At 44.0% G+C, this 19855-nt stretch carries 22 protein-coding genes and 1 pseudogene; 8 read left to right on the top strand and 15 right to left on the bottom strand.

The window, feature by feature from the left end; genetic code table 11:
- Positions 1-223: 223 nt before the first annotated feature.
- Positions 224-1042, top strand: coding sequence for an undecaprenyl-diphosphate phosphatase (locus ACXADE_RS05890; protein ID WP_474979557.1), 819 nt, complete (start codon positions 224-226; stop codon positions 1040-1042).
- A 1020-nt stretch (positions 1043-2062) separates the two neighbouring features.
- Here the strand turns inward: ACXADE_RS05890 and moaD are convergent.
- The 5 genes from moaD to ACXADE_RS05865 all read right to left on the bottom strand — a co-directional run bounded on the left by moaD (position 2063) and on the right by ACXADE_RS05865 (position 4596).
- Positions 2063-2296, bottom strand: a complete 234-nt coding sequence (gene moaD / locus ACXADE_RS05885; RefSeq protein ID WP_474979556.1) for a molybdopterin converting factor subunit 1 — start codon at positions 2294-2296, stop codon at positions 2063-2065.
- Entirely contained in the window at positions 2296-2751 is a 456-nt protein-coding gene (locus ACXADE_RS05880; protein WP_474979555.1) for a molybdenum cofactor biosynthesis protein MoaE, read from the bottom strand. The genes moaD and ACXADE_RS05880 overlap by 1 nt, the downstream gene beginning before the upstream one ends.
- On the bottom strand, positions 2751-3269 hold the full coding sequence (gene mobB, locus ACXADE_RS05875) for a molybdopterin-guanine dinucleotide biosynthesis protein B (RefSeq protein ID WP_474979554.1): 519 nt from the start codon (positions 3267-3269) through the stop codon (positions 2751-2753). The genes ACXADE_RS05880 and mobB overlap by 1 nt, the downstream gene beginning before the upstream one ends.
- Before the next feature lie 173 nt (positions 3270-3442).
- A complete protein-coding gene (locus ACXADE_RS05870) occupies positions 3443-3727 on the bottom strand; it encodes a metal-sulfur cluster assembly factor (protein ID WP_474982201.1) in 285 nt (94 codons plus the stop codon).
- A 104-nt stretch (positions 3728-3831) separates the two neighbouring features.
- Positions 3832-4596 (bottom strand): alpha/beta fold hydrolase, encoded by a 765-nt coding sequence (locus ACXADE_RS05865; protein ID WP_474979553.1) that lies wholly within the window; start codon positions 4594-4596, stop codon positions 3832-3834.
- A 182-nt stretch (positions 4597-4778) separates the two neighbouring features.
- Here ACXADE_RS05865 and ACXADE_RS05860 point away from each other — a divergent pair, with 182 nt between their 5' ends.
- The 4 genes from ACXADE_RS05860 (at position 4779) to ACXADE_RS05845 (ending at position 6950) form a co-directional block, all read left to right on the top strand.
- Positions 4779-5597 (top strand): Cof-type HAD-IIB family hydrolase, encoded by an 819-nt coding sequence (locus ACXADE_RS05860; protein ID WP_474979552.1) that lies wholly within the window; start codon positions 4779-4781, stop codon positions 5595-5597.
- A gap of 93 nt (positions 5598-5690) precedes the next feature.
- A complete protein-coding gene (locus ACXADE_RS05855) occupies positions 5691-5837 on the top strand; it encodes a hypothetical protein (protein ID WP_474979551.1) in 147 nt (48 codons plus the stop codon).
- A 2-nt stretch (positions 5838-5839) separates the two neighbouring features.
- Complete coding sequence (locus ACXADE_RS05850) at positions 5840-6049, top strand: DUF3813 domain-containing protein (protein ID WP_474979550.1); 210 nt, start codon at positions 5840-5842, stop codon at positions 6047-6049.
- A 352-nt stretch (positions 6050-6401) separates the two neighbouring features.
- A complete protein-coding gene (locus ACXADE_RS05845) occupies positions 6402-6950 on the top strand; it encodes a DUF6944 family repetitive protein (protein ID WP_474979549.1) in 549 nt (182 codons plus the stop codon).
- Positions 6951-6974: 24 nt separating this feature from the next.
- Here the strand turns inward: ACXADE_RS05845 and ACXADE_RS05840 are convergent, their stop codons facing one another.
- Together ACXADE_RS05840 and ACXADE_RS05835 are read right to left on the bottom strand one after the other, a co-directional pair.
- Positions 6975-7400, bottom strand: coding sequence for a hypothetical protein (locus tag ACXADE_RS05840; RefSeq protein WP_474979548.1), 426 nt, complete (start codon positions 7398-7400; stop codon positions 6975-6977).
- Between the two features lie 17 nt (positions 7401-7417).
- Complete coding sequence (locus ACXADE_RS05835; protein ID WP_474979547.1) at positions 7418-8245, bottom strand: DUF2785 domain-containing protein; 828 nt, start codon at positions 8243-8245, stop codon at positions 7418-7420.
- 134 nt (positions 8246-8379) lie between these two features.
- On the opposite strand from ACXADE_RS05835, the gene ACXADE_RS05830 reads away from it, so the two are divergent.
- Positions 8380-8643, top strand: coding sequence for a NifU N-terminal domain-containing protein (locus tag ACXADE_RS05830; protein ID WP_474979546.1), 264 nt, complete (start codon positions 8380-8382; stop codon positions 8641-8643).
- A 36-nt stretch (positions 8644-8679) separates the two neighbouring features.
- Here the strand turns inward: ACXADE_RS05830 and ACXADE_RS05825 are convergent, their stop codons facing one another.
- Both ACXADE_RS05825 and ACXADE_RS05820 read right to left on the bottom strand, forming a co-directional pair.
- The gene (locus ACXADE_RS05825; protein ID WP_474979545.1) at positions 8680-9582 is read right to left on the bottom strand and encodes a BsuPI-related putative proteinase inhibitor; all 903 of its coding nucleotides are present in this window, start codon (positions 9580-9582) and stop codon (positions 8680-8682) included.
- Between the two features lie 61 nt (positions 9583-9643).
- A complete protein-coding gene (locus ACXADE_RS05820; protein WP_474979544.1) occupies positions 9644-10492 on the bottom strand; it encodes a YitT family protein in 849 nt (282 codons plus the stop codon).
- A 180-nt stretch (positions 10493-10672) separates the two neighbouring features.
- Here ACXADE_RS05820 and ACXADE_RS05815 point away from each other — a divergent pair.
- Together ACXADE_RS05815 and ACXADE_RS05810 are read left to right on the top strand one after the other, a co-directional pair.
- Positions 10673-11534: pseudogene (locus ACXADE_RS05815) on the top strand (DegV family protein).
- Between the two features lie 190 nt (positions 11535-11724).
- The gene (locus ACXADE_RS05810; protein WP_474979543.1) at positions 11725-12615 is read left to right on the top strand and encodes a DUF4349 domain-containing protein; all 891 of its coding nucleotides are present in this window, start codon (positions 11725-11727) and stop codon (positions 12613-12615) included.
- A 48-nt stretch (positions 12616-12663) separates the two neighbouring features.
- Here the strand turns inward: ACXADE_RS05810 and ACXADE_RS05805 are convergent, their stop codons facing one another.
- The 6 genes from ACXADE_RS05805 to nagE all read right to left on the bottom strand — a co-directional run bounded on the left by ACXADE_RS05805 (position 12664) and on the right by nagE (position 19630).
- Positions 12664-14082, bottom strand: coding sequence for an alpha-amylase family glycosyl hydrolase (locus ACXADE_RS05805; RefSeq protein ID WP_474979542.1), 1419 nt, complete (start codon positions 14080-14082; stop codon positions 12664-12666).
- A gap of 252 nt (positions 14083-14334) precedes the next feature.
- The gene (locus ACXADE_RS05800) at positions 14335-15048 is read right to left on the bottom strand and encodes a sugar isomerase domain-containing protein (protein ID WP_474979541.1); all 714 of its coding nucleotides are present in this window, start codon (positions 15046-15048) and stop codon (positions 14335-14337) included.
- An 11-nt stretch (positions 15049-15059) separates the two neighbouring features.
- Positions 15060-15782 carry a GntR family transcriptional regulator gene (locus tag ACXADE_RS05795; protein WP_474979540.1) on the bottom strand — a complete coding sequence of 241 codons (723 nt, stop codon included), beginning with the start codon at positions 15780-15782 and terminating at the stop codon, positions 15060-15062.
- Positions 15783-15789: 7 nt separating this feature from the next.
- Positions 15790-16527, bottom strand: a complete 738-nt coding sequence (nagB, locus tag ACXADE_RS05790; protein ID WP_474979539.1) for a glucosamine-6-phosphate deaminase — start codon at positions 16525-16527, stop codon at positions 15790-15792.
- Positions 16524-17708, bottom strand: a complete 1185-nt coding sequence (nagA, locus tag ACXADE_RS05785) for an N-acetylglucosamine-6-phosphate deacetylase (protein WP_474979538.1) — start codon at positions 17706-17708, stop codon at positions 16524-16526. The genes nagB and nagA overlap by 4 nt, the downstream gene beginning before the upstream one ends.
- Entirely contained in the window at positions 17705-19630 is a 1926-nt protein-coding gene (nagE, locus tag ACXADE_RS05780; RefSeq protein WP_474979537.1) for an N-acetylglucosamine-specific PTS transporter subunit IIBC, read from the bottom strand. The genes nagA and nagE overlap by 4 nt, the downstream gene beginning before the upstream one ends.
- Positions 19631-19855: the final 225 nt, after the last annotated feature.

Here is a 19855-nt window from a genome sequence, read left to right as displayed (position 1 = left end):
GTTGCTTTCCTTCGGGAGGCAGCGTTTTTCATTTATCTGCGGTCTGTTTAAGTCCATGTCTGCTCAACATAGCCTTGAAAAATGATGAAATCCTCCTCTAGCCACCAGGAGAGGGTTCCTTTATAATCGGAAAGTGCGTGAGCGTAGTCACAATTGTTCTATCTTTACAAAATGCGAACATAGACATATTAAGGAATACATAGAGGCAGGAGGAACTTGTTTTATGGAACAACTATGGTTAATCATCAAGTACTTATTTTTAGGGATCTTTCAAGGGTTTACTGAACCGATCCCCATTTCATCCAGTGGTCACTTAGTTATTGCTCAAAAATTACTCGGAGTAGAACTGGAAGGTCTTACGTTTGAGGTACTTGTGAATTTCGGATCCCTCGTAGCTGTTTTGATCATTTATCGAGAAGACCTGATTCGACTTGTCAAAAATGGACTCGGGTATTTATTTAGTCGACATCAAAGAGAACAGCAGCAGAAAGATGACTTTGACTTTATCATTTATCTTATCATCGGGACTATTCCAGCAGGCGTCCTTGGCGTTTTACTAGGAGACGCAATCGGAGAGATATCAACTGTTCAGACCGTAGGCATTACATTGATCATCACAGGGATCGCTTTGTGGCTCATCCGAAATCTGAAAGGTCGCAAAGGCGATGGTCAGCTGACATGGAAAGACGCCGTAATCGTTGGTATCGGACAAGCTGTCGCTTTGATCCCCGGGATCAGCCGTTCGGGCGCCACCATCGTGGCTGCGATGTTTTTAGGCATGAAGCAGGAGACAGCTCTACGTTTTTCTTTCCTATTATTTATCCCTGTCAGCCTCGGAACAATGCTGCTTTCAATTGAAGAAGTTATCACGCATGCCAATGATGAAAATGCATGGTTTGCCTACATCATGGCTTTTGCAGGATCCGTCGCAGCCTCTTACTTCTCCCTTAAATGGTTCATGAACATCATGGCCCGTGGAAATTTAAAATATTTTGCGTTTTATTGTTTCATCGTCGGTGGTCTAGTCGTACTCTTTATGTAATAGGCCGTGTTAAAGTTTAGTGTTGATATTACTGCAAAAAGGAACTTCCAATTTTATGGAAGTTCCTTTTTTATATTTGGCTTATTCAACGAAAACTCCCTTTTCTTGAAGACTCATTTTCGAGATCATTGTGAGGTAGTTAGGGGCTGCGGGGGATGACTCGCTTTCCGCGGGAGCGCGGTGAGCCTCCTCAGGCTTACGCCTTGCGGGGTCTCACCCAGCACTCTTTTCCTCATAGATATCCGGTTTCTGCGCCTAGCGGCTAGTGAGACTTCCCTCGCTTCTGTGCGATAAGTCAACATCGAATCCCTTCGTTCTTCGTGTTTCCTTTATCTCCTCCAGCTCAGTCCAGTCCATACGCCGCTGAACGAGGCGCCTGCACACTTAAGATAGGAGTCTCGCCATTCCCCACCGCCCCTTTGCCATATAAGTGTCTCGAAACTACTTTCAGTAGGCGCACACTATACGAATGGAGAGCTGTTTCCCTTTTCTCCATCGTATGGATGGAGCTCATAACCGCTTGTTATAGAGCACTATCTTACTATAGGTAGTAATAGTGGAAGGTGCTCCTTCTTGGTGTAGGGGTTCGATTCTCGCATGGTCGAATGGGGTGGTTGGGAAGCTGCGAGACTCCCGTGGGAGAAAGGAGATCGGCGAGATCCCGCAGGGCGATAAGCCCGAGGAAGCTCGCCACTCCCCCACAGGAAAGCGAGTAGCTTCCCAGCCACCCCTGGCACTCACCACGATAACGAACCCCGGACCATCTCAGTCTTCAACAATCCTGCCACTTAGGGAAAGGCTCCGTTTCGAAATCATAATCCAACAAGATTCAATGGTTACATCGTGAAAGGAGATCATGTAAAGGTTTCGGCAATTGGAGTAAATTCCCTTTTACCCTCATATCATTCACTGTCACTTCCTTCCGTTGATGCAAATATCAACACTCAACTTTAACAGACCCATGTAATAAAAAAGCCGGTCCAGCTTTGTTTGCTGGACCGGCTTTCTTATTCCCTTGTTTCACCCGCCGCTTACCGGTGGGATGAAAGCAATGGTATCACCTTCTGAAATTGTTGTATCTTCTGGAGCAAACTCCTCATTAACTGCCACCATACAACTGTTGAGCTGATCAAGTGAATATTCAGCACGCACCTTTTCTTTCACTTCTCCCAAGGTCATACCTGCTGCTGTCAACCTTACTTCATCCGTCCCAATCGCTTCTTTCAAACCTGCGAAAAATAAGAGTGTATTCATTAAACATCCTCCTTCTTGGGCACTCCTGGTCGGATTTCTTTCTGATCACCAATCCATTCCTCTCCATCTTCCCAATGTTCTTTTTTCCAAATCGGGACAATCTCTTTGATTCTTTCGATCGCGTAGCGGCTCGCTTCGTAAGAATCGTTACGATGGGGAGTAGAAACAGCTATGATTACCGCGATATCCGTAATTTCAAGACGTCCTATCCGGTGAGCAATAGCCACTTCAGCCTCCGGCCATTTCCCCGAAATTTCTGTCGCGATTTGCTCTAATTTCTTCTCAGCCATTTCTTTATAGGTCTCATATTGTAAGTAAAGGGTCTTTTTCCCTTTTGTGAACTCTCTGACCGTGCCGATAAACGTATTGACAGCGCCAGCCTCTCTTCTTATTACCCTTTTCGTAACGTCTTCAATCTCCAGCGGGGCTTGAGTAATCCAACATCGCTTCTTCATCAGGCCCCCTCCTTTGCTAAACGATAAATTTCCGGAAGACGCTTTCTCCACTCTTCAAGCGCTATTGCAGGAAAAGAAACCTGGTTGATGGTATCCTCTTCCCAACAAATAACCAATTGAATGTTTGTCAACTGGTCCAGGAGCGGCAGGTCTTCCTGCCTTTTTATGATTACTGCTTTAGGGTAAGCCTCTTGCTTATAGCCTTCCACTGCAATTAAATCAGGGGAAAAGTGCTGATAAAGAGATACAAGTTCATTTAATGGGAAGTCCTCTTCGTGAGAAAGTTCCAGTTGAAACCTTCTCGGGCTGTCCACACCAGTCATGAAAGCACCGGATTCATGGAGACGGTAGCTGTCCGTTTCATGATGCATGACTTTCAAAGGCTCCTCATGTCCATGGTGCTTGATTGCTGCCACCCTTTCCCCCTGCTCTGTTCCATACGCAATTAAATCCGAAAGCAGAGAGGTTTTACCGCTATTCTTATAACCTACAATTTGAAAAACCGGCGTTTCAGCCATATGACTTCCCTCCTTGGTTTTCACTCGCACACGTTCAATTAAACAATGGGGTTGGATCATGTGCACTTGACCGCCAATGGAATAGAAAAGGCATGGTTCTACGCCGGATCCATATTCTTCATTATGTAAAAACCCCTACCGTCACTCGTCCGGCAGGGGCATACCTTTTTCAATCAATCTGGAATTCCGAGAGCGATCTTCGCATAACGGCTCATCCGATCTTTTGTCCATGGTGGATTCCATACGATATTGACCTTAATCTCATTCAATTCAGGCAGGTCTGCCAGCGCGCGTTTGACATCCTGTTCAATATGTCCGGCTAGCGGACAACCCATTGCAGTCAATGTCATCGTCACGGTCGCATCACCATTGTCATCTATATCGACACCGTAAACCAAACCTAAGTTGACAATATCAATGCCGAGCTCAGGGTCAATGACATTCTCCAGGGCACCCATTGCATTTTCTTCAAGTGCAGTTGTACTCACATTAGTTCCCCCTTCACAATTCTTCAAACTCTATTATAAACAAAAATTCAAAGAGAATAAAATATTCCTACTGGTTACAATACTAACTCCAACCAATTGACCATTTCGAGGGTGGCGAACCGGCTGACTTTATGGTCCCTTCCCACCTCTCTCAAAAAACGGATATTTTCTGGATTTTTGTAATGACCGATCGCTTCATTATAAAAATCATACGAGTGCTCGAATGGAACAACGGGATCCGCATCTCCATGCCAGAAGAATAAGGGCCTGCCGTAAAGCTTTTCCATTTGTGTGGAGAGATCAATTCCTTCAAGCGACCTGTAGAGATCATTCAGCTCTTCATCCTTGATAGGAAGACTGATGCCGTTCCCCTTTACATCCTTGATCAATTTTTTCGCAAATTCGACAGGTTTTGGAGATCCCATCATGACAGCAGCGGCTTCAATCCAAGGGTACATGGTCAGAGCAGCACTCGTAGTAATGCCTCCCATGGATGTCCCACCGACACCAATTCTGCGGTCTTTGATCAAATCCTGTTGCTCCAATTCATCTTTTATATCCTGTAGTTCTTTCAAGTTTTGATAAACGATATCCCAGAACTTGAAATTGAGTTCCTGTTTCGATAAGTCTTCATCCCGTTCTCCATGATAAGCGCTGTCCGGAAGAATCACTCTGAATCCCTTTTGCGCCAGCAGAAAAGCCTGTGGTAAGTTGTGTTCTTTAGCTGAAGTGAAACCATGAAAGTATATGAATACGGGTAGTGGCTGGTCCAGTTTAGCCGAATCGACTACAGTTAGTATGGGTACATTTCTATAAGTATTGCGATAAATCCCAATCATTGTTCCTTTTCCTTTCTGCATAAAAACTTTACGTTTCATTTAAGTGGAGTTTAAAAATTGTTTATATAATAAGTATCGTAACACTGCCATCTTTAATTGGAAAGTGTTAGGTAGTCACAGGGGAAATTCTTTACAATCAACCATTCCACCCGCTAAACTATACATACAAATGAGGTGAAATTATGGAACGACATCTGATTGCTTTAGATTTAGACGGCACATTATTAACTGACGAGAAAGTGATAAGCCAGAAGACGAAAGATACAGTTCTGAAAGCTATGGAGCAAGGCCATATTGTAGTGATTGCAACAGGAAGACCACACCGGGCAAGCATCGATTACTATCATGAACTGGGTCTTGACACTCCAATGGTAAATTTCAACGGTGCTTTGATTCACCATCCCAAAGACCACCGGTGGGATGCGATTCACTCGCCACTTGGAATACGTACAGCTCATAAGATCATTCACACCTGCCAGGAGCTGGGTGTTAAAAATATCCTTGCCGAAGTGAAGGATGAGGTATACCTCGATCAATATGACGAAGAGATCATGAGCATCTTCCAAACGAAGAACAATCCGATTACTGTCGGAAGACTTCAATCCAACTTAAAAGAAGACCCAACTTCCATCCTCATCCATCCTGAGGAAGAAAAAATCAAGAAGCTTCGTGAAGAATTAGACGAACACGCTTCTCTCATCGATCATAGAAAATGGGGAGCGCCTTGGCACGTCATTGAAATTGTGCGTGCGGGTATGAACAAAGCTGTCGGATTAGATAAGATTGCTCGTTATTTCCACGTCCCGAACCACCGGATCATTGCTTTCGGAGATGAAGACAACGACTTTGAAATGATTGATTATGCCGGGGTAGGCGTAGCAATGGGCAATGCCATCAACGAATTGAAAGACCTCGCCGACCATGTGACCCATACGAATGAAGAAGATGGAATTGGTGCGTTCCTCGATGATTATTTGAAAATTAATAAACAGGCGATATAGGTACTTTTTTCCTCGCGTAAAAAACAGCCCGCCTGCCATACTAAGCTTGAACGTGAAAGCGTTCAGGCTTTTTTATGACAGGAGGGTCTTGTCATGGAGCAGCAAAAGAAAACCAATCGTAAACAGGAACGCTGGACCGAAATTCGAAAATTCGACGAAAGCGAGATGGAGCCCAAAAGGCTTTCAGAAGCGAATCGTAAAGAAATCGAAGCCGACCAGCATACGGTAGGAGGGTTTTAACCATGGAGAAAAACCTTTTTGAAAACGCACGCGATGCGGTCAACCGTTTCACCCAAAGACGTGGGGGCAAACACGACGCGACCAGCCAGCAGGATATGGATGCCGCGAAACAAGCGATTCAGTCTGCCTATAGCCAATGTTCTCAAGCGGAGAAACAACAGCTACAGCAGTTTGAACAAGAAGTGGAAGCTCACCACAATAACTTACGATAATCATCGTAAAGGATCAGGTCGTTTATTAAACGGCCTGATCCTTTTTCAATACTGATTCAGCCCACCGCACCTGCATTTCTCCCTACGATCCGAAACAGCCATACCAAATAGTTGAAATATTATGAGTATTATGGATGGTTTTGCTTCGAGTAGGTGTGGAAGCGTTATATTTTTTAAATTGTGGGTATATAATGAGTACCCCCTAATGATTTTCTAAATAAAGCGAAGCGCCCGATTGAGTGCACAATCGGGCGCTTCGCTTTATTTTAGGACGAGATTCTGTTTCCTCCACTCTTGGCATTCACCTTATGCCGCTTTCCGAGTACGATAAGGTAAAGAGGTGATGATGAGCATGGAGAAAAACCATAGCCTATTCGGTTCATGGGTGGTAGCTGCAGGTACCGTTGCATCTGCAGTTGATGCTTCAAAAATGGCGGATACGGGAAACACCAATGAAGGGCTGAATTTAATAGGAAACACACTTCAGGCGACTGGAAATGGCGTCCTTGCTAATGGTACAGAGACCTTTTTTTCTGCTTCCGGAAACCTCATTGAATCCTCAGGAAACACAACCATCATATTCAGCATTCTTGCAGATATAGAGAAAAGAGAAGCCCTTAACTTAGTAAGAACGGGTAACTGGCTGCAAGCTCTAGGAGGACTCGTAGGATTTTCCGAATCTTATGAAGATAACCCTACACCAACGAACAGCACCAAACGTAATGGCGATCTCCTCGAAGTGATCGGAAATTCCATTCAAGCCATAGCTGCCGGGCGTGAATTGGAAGGAATAGAATCCAGTCAATTTTCTGCACTCGGAAGTTGGGTCCAGGCCATCGGAGCCATTATTGTAGCTCTTTCCCTGACTAACGAAGAATGGAAGAAGGTCACCCATACATAAAGGCCGGGATTACAACCCGGCCTTTTATCTGAATCGATCATAAGACTTTTTTAATGTGACGGCATAAAGGAAATGCCCGATCAGCCATAAAAGAATGGCCGTTCCATTGGTCAAAGAAGGGGTTTCTTTAATAGCAAGGATTGTTAATGGTACATAAGTAACGGCAGCCCCGGCTGTGAGCAGTACAGCAAGCCTCCATCGATTAGAAGCATTATCTTTGATTACATGAGTAAAAGCGAAACTGTACAGGATACCAATCATCCAAGAGATGATCATATGGAAAAACCACTCCATGATTACAGGCCAGTGGATGTCACCAATCACAGGGATAAAGTCAACATTCATAAGCAGGGTGTACACTTTCTCCCCTGTTATCTTCTCCACCAGCCACAAATACAATCCCAGAACGATCCCTGAGGTCGTTCCTATAAAAATCCCCCATCGAATCATAAGCATCCTCCAAGGTTTTAGTAAGCTTCCTGCTTTCTAAGTTCCCTTAACAGCATCTCTAAAACCTGTCTAAGTTCACGATAATCTCCTTCCAGCATCCGGAAATATAAAGCTCTCATGAAATGCTTACTGTTATTGATGATAATATCCTCATTCGGATCCTGCCAGCTGTCCCGGATGTAAAGCAGGGTTTCCAGCCATTCCACACGCTCAGTGTGACTTATTTTGCGGAACATCTGCATGACTGCTGTTACCATTCGTTCTTCTTCATCAAAAAGGTAAGGGTCATCAATCAGAAACTGCTTTCTGATAACGGGAAGCATCTCAAGGATTTCTTCTTTCGTAATCTCATCACAGGCAGCAACACTATTGATCGCATCTGCCGCATGGGCCATAGCATGTGCCCACCCCTTCTCTTTCACAAAACCTCTGTGATCCTTTTCCTGCTGCATATATTTCATCAGATGATCCCAGACACGATGGACTTCCTCTTCTTTAAGAAAAGGAGAATGTCTGTGCTTATCCATAATCGGTGGGATTAGCAAAACAGAGAAACTGCGTTTGAATACAGCATCCTCTTCCTTTTTAGACGTTCCGATTCTGTAGAACAAGTAATTTTTATTCAAAACGGACTGCAGGATATTTTTCAACTGTTCGTTGGAATAGTGACCCCGCTCGATGAATGTCGTAAATATAGAATGGATCAAATCATCTCTCAATACAGGATGGACAGATCCTATTTTTTGTAGCATCATAGTGGTGAGTTCTTGTAAGTTCTGACCTTCAGGTAAAGTGTAATCATTGTCTTTGATCGGCTGTAGGACATCGATCAACCTTGATTCCATTATATACACCTCCTAAACATTGCTAACATTGTATCACAGTTTAAGGACATTCATATATCAAAGAGGTTCAGAGTTTGTTAGGTTCTTATTTTTTGATAAAATAATAAAAGACGGATCAGAGGAGGATGCTTTTTATGGCAATTCAAGTACAAGAAACACCAAACCCAAATGCACGTAAATTCACGACAGAGTCCATGATTTTTCAAGGTGACGGCAGTGTATCTGTAATGCCTGGACAAACAAGTGAACACAAAATCATGAATGACTTGATGGAACTTGACGGCGTCGATAATGTTTTCGGCTTCCAAAATTTCATCACCGTCAATAAACTTCCACAAGCAGACTGGGAAGAACTGACACCAAAAGTCACGAGTACACTCGAAGAATACGGCTATTAAAAAATCCGCCATACAGTTTTGTATGGCGGATTTTTCTTATTCTTCCGTCTGGAAATTTTCTAAAGGAATGTAATTAACATTTGTTGGACTTCCGTCTTTAGAGCTTTCTTCAAAAAGCGTTAATGTCAGTGTACCGAACATAGGTAGTTCATCTTCTGGAATATCGATTTCAAGTTCAAATGAAGACCATGTTGGTGCTCCTTCATCCACCTGAAACGCCGTTGGTTCAATTTGGACATTATGTCCGTCCTCAACGCTGTACATAAAGCTTCCTTCAAACACACGTGCCTCACCTGTGATCACATAGGACCCCTTTTCACCTGTCACAGTTAGATCACGGAATGCCTGACCATCTCCTTCATGATGAGAGGTAGGTTCTTCCCCGGATTCTCCATCTTGTTCACCCTGAGCATTCTCTTTAATGGTAAAGGTTTGTGTTACTTGGAATGGCGTAGCTTCCACCGGCTGATCATTGATCGTATTCACAAGGAAAGTCATGGTCGCTTCATACGTTCCCGGCTGCTCAATACCCGTCCATGTTTCTTTCGCTTCAAAAACATCCCCCTGAGAAAGCTCTTCAGTCGTCAGCTCCTGAGTGAACATTTTATCAGCAGAGAACGTGTATACATTTTCTCCGTCTTCATTTTTCACTTGCACTTCATATTTCTGACTGGATGTGAATCCAAGAGTAACCGGTTTGTCACCTGTATTCTCCACGGAGAAGTTGAAAGTTGCCGTATCTTCTGTCGTGTCGACTGTAGCGTCCATCGAGATTTGTTCAATCAGACTTTCCATATCAACCTCTGCTTCCTGTTCAGATGTTTCTTCGTTCATCTGATCCTCCTTTCCCTCTCCACTCGCTTCATTTTCTGATTCATTCCCACATGCGGCTAGCATAAGTACCATGGCACCTAATATAATGACCAAAAACTTTTTCATGACCCCACTCCTCTATTTTACTATTTACTACATGAGTCGTTAATTTTTCAAAAAAGTTACACTAACGATCGTCTTTTCTGAAGAATCCGAAAATACCGGTCGTTTGAACAATGTTCGTAAACGCTTGCGGATCTTCTTCCTGAATGATGTGCTGCAGATCATAGAGCTCATATCTTGTAATGACCATGACGAGCATGTTTTTATCCTGCTGCGTAAAAGCTCCTTTAGCAGGAAGGGTGGTAATTCCTCTGACCATGTGACCATGGATCGCCTTTTCCAAAGCGGCAGCCTTTGATGTTATGATCATCGCAGTAAGCTTTTCGTGGCGTGTATGAATAGCATCAATGACCCTGGTCGTTACATACAACGTAAGCAATGTGTACAAGGCATTTTCCGGTTCGTACAATAAGCCCGCAATGGCTATAATCGCACTGTTAAGTATAAGAAAATAAATGCCGATCGGACGGTCTTTCATTCGGGAAAGGACCATGGCTATAATGTCCAGACCTCCCGTAGAAGCCCCCCACTTTAAAGTGATCCCGACACCCATTCCTCCAATGACACCACCAAATACAGCATTCAGGATGATATCCTCTGATAACTGCTGGACGGGAATCAATTCAAGGAACAATGTGGTAAAAGCAACCGAAATGGCGCTATAGACGGTAAAACCTTTGCCGACTTTCAGCCAGCCGAGAATCGCTACCGGAATGTTAAGTAAGAATAAGAGAATACCCGTACTGACCGGCAGGCCTAAAAAATCATTCAAAATACTCGTGGATAACTGAGCAACCCCTGTAAAACCACTCGCATAAACGTTCGCTTCAATCAAGAATAAATTCAGTGAAACTGCATTCAGGACAGCACCGAATAAAACAATCAGTATACGTTTAATTTCAACAGTAAACACAAGCGGACCTCCTTGCCTAAATTCATCTATTCATTTTTATCACCGTAGTGACGTAAAATCAAGCTAATTCTGGTAGAATCATGTAAAGTTTTGTCGATGGATTTGTCAACGGTATATTTTGACTATCTCTTCATTTCTGCATAAACTAAAAGTACAAACTAAAATTAGAAGGTGACGCAAATGCATGTACAAATATTGTGTGATTCTGCCAGTGATTTGAACCAAGAAATGTTTCAACAACATTCCATTACTTCACTTCCATTAAAAGTCATTGTGAACGAAGAAGAATATGAAGACGGAATCGATATCTCTCCGAAAGAAGTCTATGAGAGAGATGCGTAAGGGAGAAGCACCAAAAACAGCTCAGGTTTCACCACAGGCCTTTCGGGAAACGTTCACCCGTTATGCAGAAAAGAACCAACCTTTCATCTATTTCGCTTTTTCCTCCGAACTTTCCGGTACATATCAAACGGCAAAAATGGTTGAACAGGAAATTAAAGAAGAATACGAAAACGCTCAGTTTGATGTCATCGATACTAAAGCAGCTTCTCTCGGATATGGACTGATTGTCCTCAGAGCTTCTGAAGCTGCAGTAGCAGGCGCTTCGTACAATGAAATCCTGGACCTCGGCCGTTATCATGCGGAACACATGGAACATATCTTTACCGTCGATGACCTGGAGTATCTTCAACGCGGAGGACGCGTAAGCCGGACCGCAGCCTTCGTAGGCGGACTGCTGAAAATCAAACCTCTTCTACATATGGAAGATGGTAAACTGATCCCTCTGGAAAAAATACGTGGATCTAAAAAAGTGTTGAAACGGATGCTTGAAGTGATGGAAGAGCGCGGTGCAGACCTTTCTAAACAGCGTATAGCCATTAGTCATGGCGACGACGGTGAACGTGCCGAACAGCTTGCAGAGATGATCAGGGACACGTATGGAACCGAAGAGATTCACATTGATTATGTGGGCGCGACCATTGGTGCTCACGCCGGCCCGGGAACTATTGCTCTATTTTTCTTGAATGATACTTATAAATAAACATTCCCAATTCCATGTAACCCTACTCCCCTAAAGACGACTAATCCATTAAAGGCAGAGCCGTCCTCATCAGCAACTTGTAGATCGCCATGTAAGGACGAGGAAGCTTGATTTAATGAAAGGGGGAGAAGGGTCGATGGCTGTTGAAACCTATCCCCTCCTTCTTTCATAAAAAAAAGGGGGGGTTATGTTGATAAAGAGAGTGATGGTCCTGTTGGGATTCACCATGATCCTACTTGCCGCCTGCAGTGGTGAAAGCGGCAGCGAAGAGTCAACCAGCCAAGCCGACGAGGACAAAGCGGAAGAAACCGTGGACTCTGAAGCTCCAGCAAAAGATGGACTGACGGAAGCACCTGATCAAACGGAGGAAGAAACCGCACAGACAATGGCAGAGCAGGAAAAAATGATGATTTATGAAGCCCATATCGATCTTGAAACTGAAGACTTTGATGAGTTTCAACAAGACCTGCAGACCAAAATGAATGAACATGAAGCGTACATGGTTCAAACGAATGTTCACAAAACGGACCGTGGCAACAGACAAGGATCCATTCAAATACGGGTGCCTCAAACAAATTTTGAAAGCCTGTTGAACGGTTTCGAAACCCTGTCAGACCGGATCAAATCCAAAAACGTCAACAGTAGAGACGTGACGAAGAACTATGTAGATCTTGAATCAAGGTTGAAAGCAAAAGAAGAAATTGAAGCAAGGCTTTTGAGCTTTTTAGAAGATGCAGAAGCTACAGAAGATTTAGTTAAGATATCCCAGGATCTTGAGAGAGTCCAATCTGACATTGAATCTCTTAAAGGAGAAATGAATTATCTGGAGAATCAGAGTGACTACTCCACCATTACGATTTCCTTCACCGAGACCAAAGTCCTCATAGGTGGTGTCGATCAACAAAACCTGAATACATGGGAACGGACGAAACAAGCCTTTTTCAACAGTATCAACGCCATCGTCAATGTCGCCTCCTGGCTGTTCGTAACAGCTGTCGGTTATTCGCCAGTCCTTGTCCCTCTCCTTCTGATTTTCTTCCTGTGGGTATGGCGGCGCAAAAAGAAAAAACAAAGCGCATAGGAATGGGAAGATAAAGAGCGGGACGGGAGAAGTCCTGCTCTTTATTATTCAAGCTTTTTCAGTTTTACGGTTTTTGAAGCTGATGACTGTCACAGCGATGACGAACAGGGATAAGACGCCACCTACAAACCCAATGAAAAGCCAATTGTATCCACTATCCTCTTCCACAACAAACACATCCGCCGTTTCCCGCTCCATCCCGAGTCGGTAAGTACCATCGCTCTGCTGGCGTACGAGTCCATCATGAAGCAAGCCTCTGAGCTGGTGATTGTCTTCAAGCCCTTCCAACCTCGTCGTCCGGGTTTCTTCCGCATTATTGATCGCTACAACCATTTCCTGCCCTTCATAGGTACGCTTGAAAACCAAAAGACCGTCTTCATTGTATTGCTCCTCATAATCCCCTCTTGTAAGTGCAGGAAATTGATCTCTCATAGAATTGAGTTTTTCAATACGTTTGGTCATCTTTTCATCTCCGGCCTTGAAATTCATCATTGGGAGATTTAAAGGGTCCCCACCATCATCCAAAGGCGTTTCTGTTCCGTAATAAACAACAGGAACACCTGGGGCGGTAAATAAATAAGTTAAAGCGAGCTGCCACCTCGTAATAGGGTTTTGGCCTTCTACAACCGCTGCATGAGTAAACCGTGAGACATCATAAGAATCAATCTGGTGCGCGCGTTCAAGATTATCTTCTGCTACAAGTTCATTTAAAACGTTCCCGGATTCATCGAACGCCTGTCGGATTCTTTCTCGATAAACCTGTTCATCCTGAATGGAAATAGATGATGTAATGTAGGGAGAATCTCTAAAGACCGTATTTGTTTCATCTTCTGATTCGGTCGACGTAAGAACCCTGAATCCATCCACTCCTGTTTCTTCTGTCCAGAATTCCATCGTTTCTTTAAAATATTCTCCTACCTCTTCTTTACTTACATCCACTTGCGGCAATTGATCAAACCAGGGATGTTCATGATCCACGTCGTTCTCAAGCAGCCATTCTGCTCGTGATTGTTCTTCGGTCCAAGGGTGATCCTCCGCCACAAACCCTACCGGTAGATCAACGGTCACTTTCATCTCTCTTTTATGAGCTTCACTAACAAGTTGTTCCATTTCTTTCATCGTTCCGAAATGTTCCTCTACTTCACGATAATCGGAAACATGAAACCCATGGTAGCTTTCCGCTCCGTTCTGCATAATTGGTGAAAGCTGGATGGTAGTAAACCCCATGTCCTTTATGTAATCCAACTGATCGATGACCCCTGTGAAGTCCCCCCCATGATAGATATCAGGGTCTTCCAAATCAACGGCTTCATTATTATTCATATCTCCGTTCATGAATCGATCAATGACTATATAATATACACTCTCATCCTGCCACTGTCGTTCGCCACGATCTTCAGCCGCTGAAGGCTGTGGTAACCCAATCCATAATGGAAGGCATATGAGTAACACGAGTATTTTTTTCATCTTATGTATCCCCCTTCGGATGTCATCCCTCATTATAGAGTAGACCTTCGCTCCGTACCCCGTCAATCACCCATTTTATTCTCCTTGAAATGGACACACTTTCTTCATCCTCAATTAAAAAAAGCAGCCGCTGAACGCCTGCCTTTTTTTAGGACCCTTCCTGATCATGAAAGCATCCGTTTCCTGATGTTTAAGAGTTCATACCAGTCATTCCTTATACATCTCGAAATCAACGTTTGCAACAATCTCCCTTTAAAATGAAATACGTTTATATCTCTCGATCATACTTCTGTTATATTGATCCGAACCGTCCACATTTCCGCTCTTAAATACCGCGGGGGCCACTTCAGTTTCCTTCAAGTTTTCAATAACCCTCGTCATGAGCGCATGAAGGATTCCTGTCCCTGCTACAGAGGAAACTGGGGAATAGGAAAGCTCTCCATTCAACATGATGGTATCCCCTACGGGTACTTTCATATCGATGACATCATCTACATGATCCTCAAGTCTCCATTTACTGATATGCCGGGAGGGCTGACAATTTCTATAGTCAAGAGATGTCAAAGCAATTGTATACAAGCCCTGCCTTTTACTATAAACAGCTGTATCAATCGGAGTTGGGTTTCTACCTGAAGTAGAAATGATGACGATGGCATCCTGAGGTCTCATATCTTCCTTTTCTAAGTAAGCCTGGACGAAGTCATGTTTACGTTCATTTACGGTTGCTTCCCATGCTCCTCGATGCAACATAAGTTCTTCAATTAAAATCGGGTGGATCGGCACAAGCCCTCCTGCCCGGTAATAGACATCCTGCGCAAGCAGACTGGAGTGGCCACATCCAAATGTATGGATGATTCCTCCAGTACGAATAACCTTGGAAAGCTTTTCACTAATCTGATCAATGGCCGGTGATTGAGAAGAATCAATCTCCTGTAAGATCCGCGATACTTCTGATAAGTAACTCATAGCAAGGCTCCTTACCGATTAATATCTGTGATAAATTTATAACGGTCGGCGCGGTAGGTCGACTTGACCACTTCAAACGGAAGGTCCGGGGATAGAAAACTCTTCCGTTCAATATGAAGGACTGGCGAATATGGGGAAATGTTTAATAAATCCGCCTCATTCTCATCAGCCGCTCGCGCTTCGATAATTTGACGAGCCTGACTGATCGATTTTTCCAAATCGTTCTCTACATACTGATAAATCGATCCCCTCGCTATATCTTCCGTTAATTCTGGCAGCATTTTTTCAGGCATGAATGTCGTTTCAATCGCCATTGGTTTTTCATTCGCCATGCGTATACGCTGGATGAAGTAAACTTTTTCTCGCTCTGTCAATTCAAGTTTCTCCTGAATCTCATGGGGGGGGCCGATCAATTCAAAGGTCAAGAGCTGACTGCTTGAAGACATCCCTCTCTGCTCCATATCTTCTGTGAAACTGGTCAATCCCTTCAGTGGCTGCTCGATCTTTTTCTCAGCAACGTAAGTCCCCTTCCCTTTCTCTCGATAAAGAACTCCAGCATTCACAAGGTTCGTCACGGCTTGTCTAACAGTCATACGACTGACTTCAAAGGTTTCTGAAAGTTCACGTTCAGATGGAATCATATGTCCGACCTCGAATTCTTTCGCTTCAATTTTTTGTTTCAAATACTCTTCAATCTGATAATACAAAGGTAAAGGTACATTCTTCTTTATCAAAAAGAATTCATCCTCTCCGTTTCACTTTTTTGTAAGCATCTTCATCCACAATCAACGTGAGCGCCTTGTGATCTCTTAAAGATGAAGCTGGGAATTGCTCATCCATCTTCCCATGAATCAATTCATTGATGGCCTCGGCCTTTCTTTCTCCTGTAGCCAATAAGAGGATGCGTCTGCTTTTCAAGATCGACTTGATCCCCATTGTGATTGCTTTTTCAGGAACCTCTTCCATAGATTCAAAGAATCGGGCATTCGCTTCTCTTGTGGATTCAGTCAAGTGCACGAGATGGGTAGCACTATCGAAAGATGTACCCGGTTCATTAAAACCGATGTGTCCATTTTCTCCAATCCCTAAAAGCTGTAAATCAGGCGGACCAATCTCATCAATCACCTTTTCGTAACGGTTGCATTCTTTCTCTAATTCAACAGCTTCGCCATGTGGGATGTATGTGTTCTGCGGATCGATATTCAAATGCTTAAAAAGATGTTGATCCATAAAATATCGATAGCTCTGGTGATGGGAAGGCTTAAGTCCTACATATTCATCCAAATTTATAGTAGAGATCGAACGGTAATCCGTTCTTCCATCTCGATAGTGACGAACCAGTTCACCATATGTGCCTAAGGGCGTCCCCCCTGTAGCTAATCCAAGCACGGAAGATGGGTTCTGTCTGATTTGCTCTTCTATGATCTTAGCGGCCGTTTGACTCAGCTGCTCATAATTTTTTACGACGATGACTTTCATGAAGATCCCCCTCTTCCATCATAACTTACAACTCCGGAACAGACAGTTGTTACTACACAACCTTCTTCATCCAGTAGGACAAGATCTGCATCCTTCCCTACTGCTATACTCCCTTTCCTATGGTAGACTCCGAGCTCCCGGGCCGCATTACCCGAAGTGATTTCCGCTAATGCCTCCAAGTCAACCTTAAGATCCGAACTCATTTTTTTAGCCGCTTCTTCGAGCGTCAGAATACTACCTGCAAGCGTCCCATCGGATAAACGTGCTTCTCCATTCTTCACTGTAACCTGCTGTCCCGCAAGATCATAAGATCCAGATGGCAGGCATTTAGCCCTCATTGCATCTGTGATCAGAATGGTCCGCTCCTTCCCAAGTATTTGGTAAGCTACCCGGACAGCTTCCGGATGGGAATGAATGTAATCCACGATCAATTCCACCGAAAGATTGGAATGAGTAAAAGCAGCTCCCACCATCCCCGGTTCACGGTGATGAAGGCCGCTCATCTGATTATACAAATGCGTGATATGGCGAGCGCCTCGATTAACCGCCTCACTAGCTTCCATAAATGTAGCGTCGCTATGACCGAGGGAGCATATGACCCCTTTTCTGCTGATCTCTTCAATAAAAGTGAGCGCTCCTTCTCTTTCAGGAGCCAGAGTGACAAGTTTGACATTATTCCCACTCTCTTCCTGCCACTTCTGAAAAAGTTCGAGCGAAGGATCTACAATATGTTCGATTGGCTGTGCTCCTGCCTTATCCGGGGAAATAAAAGGACCTTCCAGGTGGATCCCAAGCATCTCTGCATGTCCCTGTTTTTTCTGCTTTTCAATAAAAGTTCCAGCATTGGCTACAGCACGTGAAATCTTATCTTTCGATTGTGTCATCGTGGTAGCTAGAAAGCTTGTGGTCCCTTCTTCAGGTAACTGCTGGGCTATGCCTTCCAAAGCCTCGCCTGTAGCGTCCATCACGTCATGGCCCTTCGCTCCGTGAATATGAACGTCAATAAAGCCAGGGAGAAGAGAGAGTGATCTCCCTTTTCCATCAATGACATCCATACCTTCTTCACTTACTTCTCCTTCATGGATTTTTTCTATCGTTCCATTACGAACAAGGACTGATCCAGAGGGTATGGTTTGATCTTCACCCACTACCGTTACATTCGTGATGATCAGGTCGCTCAATTCTGATCTCCTCCTCTCTCCAGGTTCACAATACCGGTTTGTCCTTCTTCCTGATACCCTTCTTTCAACAGTTTGACTACCTGCTGCTCTGTATTTGTAAAGATGATCGGGGTTACCACTGATGGAGCTTCTGATCGGACATAGTCAAGGTCTACCTTCAACAATGGGGTTCCTTTCTTTACTTTTTGTCCAGACTCAACGAGCGCTTCAAACCCTTCACCTTGCAGTTTAACAGTATCCAAACCTACATGAATCAAGATCTCGAGGCCATTGTCAAGCTCAATCCCTAAAGCATGTTTGGTAGGGAAAACCTGAATGACTTCCCCATCAACGGGTGAATAGAAAGTTGAATCATCAGGCTCTATAGCAAAACCAGGCCCCATCATCTCTTGTGCAAATACTTCATCAGGTACTTCAGATAGCGGAAGGACAGTTCCGTTCACCGGCATTTGGATATCTTCCGGTTTTAGAGTACGATCTGGTGCCTTTTCTTCCGTGGTTTTTTCTTCATAATTCTCTTTCGCTTTAAGAACTGGACTCCCCATTTCCATTTGCTTTTTCATAGCGTCGGCAACGAATTCGACGGATGTTCCTACAATCACTTGCAGATTTCTTTCCCCTAGTTTCATCACTCCACGAGCACCAATCCGCTTTAATTCATTTTCATCCACTTTCCCCCGGTCGTTCATTTCCAGGCGGAGACGGGTGGTACAGTAATCCAGCGTTTCAATATTGTCCGCTCCTCCGAGTGCCTGCATATAATGATGAGCTTTCTCTTCGTAACCATCATTTCCTCGTTCCGTATACGTTTCTCCACCGGTATCTTCTTCTCTCCCCGGTGTTTTCAAATCCAGTTTAACGATGAGGAAATAGAAGATCAGGAAATAGACAGCACCCATGAACAGCCCGATGATGATAAGGGTGAAAGGGTTTTCGGCAATATTATAATTCAATAAGTAATCAATCAAACCTGCGGAAAATCCAAAACCGTGTCTCACGTCAAATAAGAAAGCGAGAACCATCGACACACCCGTCAGTAAAGAGTGAACGACGTATAAAAGCGGCGAAAGGAACATGAAGGAAAATTCAATCGGCTCTGTCACTCCTGTGATGAACGACGTAAGCCCGATACTTAAGAACATCCCGCCGACGGCCGCCTTCTGTTCTTTTTTCGCTGCAGCATACATGGCGAGACAAGCTGCCGGGAGACCAAACATCATAACAGGGAAGAAGCCTGCCAGGAAGTACCCGGCCCCCGGATCTCCATTCAGAAAGCGGTTGATTTCTCCGCGGACGACATCACCTGTTTCAGTGGTAAAGGTTCCGAAATCAAACCATATCAGCGTATTCATCACATGGTGTAAGCCCACCGGAATTAATAGACGGTTCAACACACCATAAACACCAACACCGACTTCTCCCCCATTTAATATCCATGTGGCTGTTGAATCAAGAAGTGCCTGCGGGTATACCCACACATATCCAAAAATAAAGGAAAGCACGACCATTACTGCTGAAGTGATGATCGGTACAAAACGTTTACCTCCGAAAAAGGAGAGGAAATCTGGAAATTTCACATCATTGTACTTGTTGTACAACATTCCAGCTACAATTCCGGCGATGACCCCGGCAAATACCCCCATATCTATATCATTATTTATAGCTTCTATTCCACCGACCATAACCAAGTAACCAACCGCGCCTGCTAAAGCAGCCGCTCCACTCCCATCTTTCGCAAACCCCATGGCAATACCAATAGCAAAGATGAGCGCAAGATTTTCGAGAATCCCGTTACCTGCGGCAGTAATGAACGGGATATTCAGCATATCTTCCATACCGAGACGCACCAACAGTGCCGCAGCAGGCAGGGTAGCGATCGGAAACATTAGTGATTTACCAATTCGTTGTAAAAAACTTAACATTGTGAACCTCCTTGAAGTTGAAAACGTTTACTGAAATCATCTTACCATCAGGAAAACTAGTTGTCTATACCAGTATTTTTATTTGTCATCGTTACCTTTTTAATAGCCAGTCAACCTTTTCTCATCCAACAGGGGAGTTACTCTTGAGCAAATGAGAGCAGCAGGGCCTTTATGATCAGTTTCTGCACGATTCTCAATTTTAATCTGCATAAAGGATATTTAGAC

This window comes from Halobacillus sp. ABR2_026 (assembly GCF_056158545.1).
This window is presented reverse-complemented; position numbering and strand designations above follow the sequence as displayed.

Excerpts from the sequence above, each read along its gene's own strand:
- ACXADE_RS05840 (WP_474979548.1), bottom strand. The coding sequence starts at position 7,400 with ATGATTCGATGGGGGATTTTTATAGGAACGACCTCAGGGATCGTTCTG.
- mobB (WP_474979554.1), bottom strand. The coding sequence starts at position 3,269 with ATGGCTGAAACGCCGGTTTTTCAAATTGTAGGTTATAAGAATAGCGGT.
- ACXADE_RS05880 (WP_474979555.1), bottom strand. The coding sequence starts at position 2,751 with ATGAAGAAGCGATGTTGGATTACTCAAGCCCCGCTGGAGATTGAAGAC.
- ACXADE_RS05870 (WP_474982201.1), bottom strand. The coding sequence starts at position 3,727 with ATGGGTGCCCTGGAGAATGTCATTGACCCTGAGCTCGGCATTGATATT.
- moaD (WP_474979556.1), bottom strand. The coding sequence starts at position 2,296 with ATGAATACACTCTTATTTTTCGCAGGTTTGAAAGAAGCGATTGGGACG.
- ACXADE_RS05800 (WP_474979541.1), bottom strand. The coding sequence starts at position 15,048 with ATGAGTTACTTATCAGAAGTATCGCGGATCTTACAGGAGATTGATTCT.
- nagB (WP_474979539.1), bottom strand. The coding sequence starts at position 16,527 with ATGAAAGTCATCGTCGTAAAAAATTATGAGCAGCTGAGTCAAACGGCC.
- nagE (WP_474979537.1), bottom strand. The coding sequence starts at position 19,630 with ATGTTAAGTTTTTTACAACGAATTGGTAAATCACTAATGTTTCCGATC.
- ACXADE_RS05855 (WP_474979551.1), top strand. The coding sequence starts at position 5,691 with ATGGAGCAGCAAAAGAAAACCAATCGTAAACAGGAACGCTGGACCGAA.
- ACXADE_RS05850 (WP_474979550.1), top strand. The coding sequence starts at position 5,840 with ATGGAGAAAAACCTTTTTGAAAACGCACGCGATGCGGTCAACCGTTTC.
- ACXADE_RS05890 (WP_474979557.1), top strand. The coding sequence starts at position 224 with ATGGAACAACTATGGTTAATCATCAAGTACTTATTTTTAGGGATCTTT.
- ACXADE_RS05830 (WP_474979546.1), top strand. The coding sequence starts at position 8,380 with ATGGCAATTCAAGTACAAGAAACACCAAACCCAAATGCACGTAAATTC.
- ACXADE_RS05825 (WP_474979545.1), bottom strand. The coding sequence starts at position 9,582 with ATGAAAAAGTTTTTGGTCATTATATTAGGTGCCATGGTACTTATGCTA.
- ACXADE_RS05835 (WP_474979547.1), bottom strand. The coding sequence starts at position 8,245 with ATGGAATCAAGGTTGATCGATGTCCTACAGCCGATCAAAGACAATGAT.
- ACXADE_RS05860 (WP_474979552.1), top strand. The coding sequence starts at position 4,779 with ATGGAACGACATCTGATTGCTTTAGATTTAGACGGCACATTATTAACT.
- ACXADE_RS05845 (WP_474979549.1), top strand. The coding sequence starts at position 6,402 with ATGGAGAAAAACCATAGCCTATTCGGTTCATGGGTGGTAGCTGCAGGT.
- ACXADE_RS05805 (WP_474979542.1), bottom strand. The coding sequence starts at position 14,082 with ATGAAAAAAATACTCGTGTTACTCATATGCCTTCCATTATGGATTGGG.
- ACXADE_RS05865 (WP_474979553.1), bottom strand. The coding sequence starts at position 4,596 with ATGATTGGGATTTATCGCAATACTTATAGAAATGTACCCATACTAACT.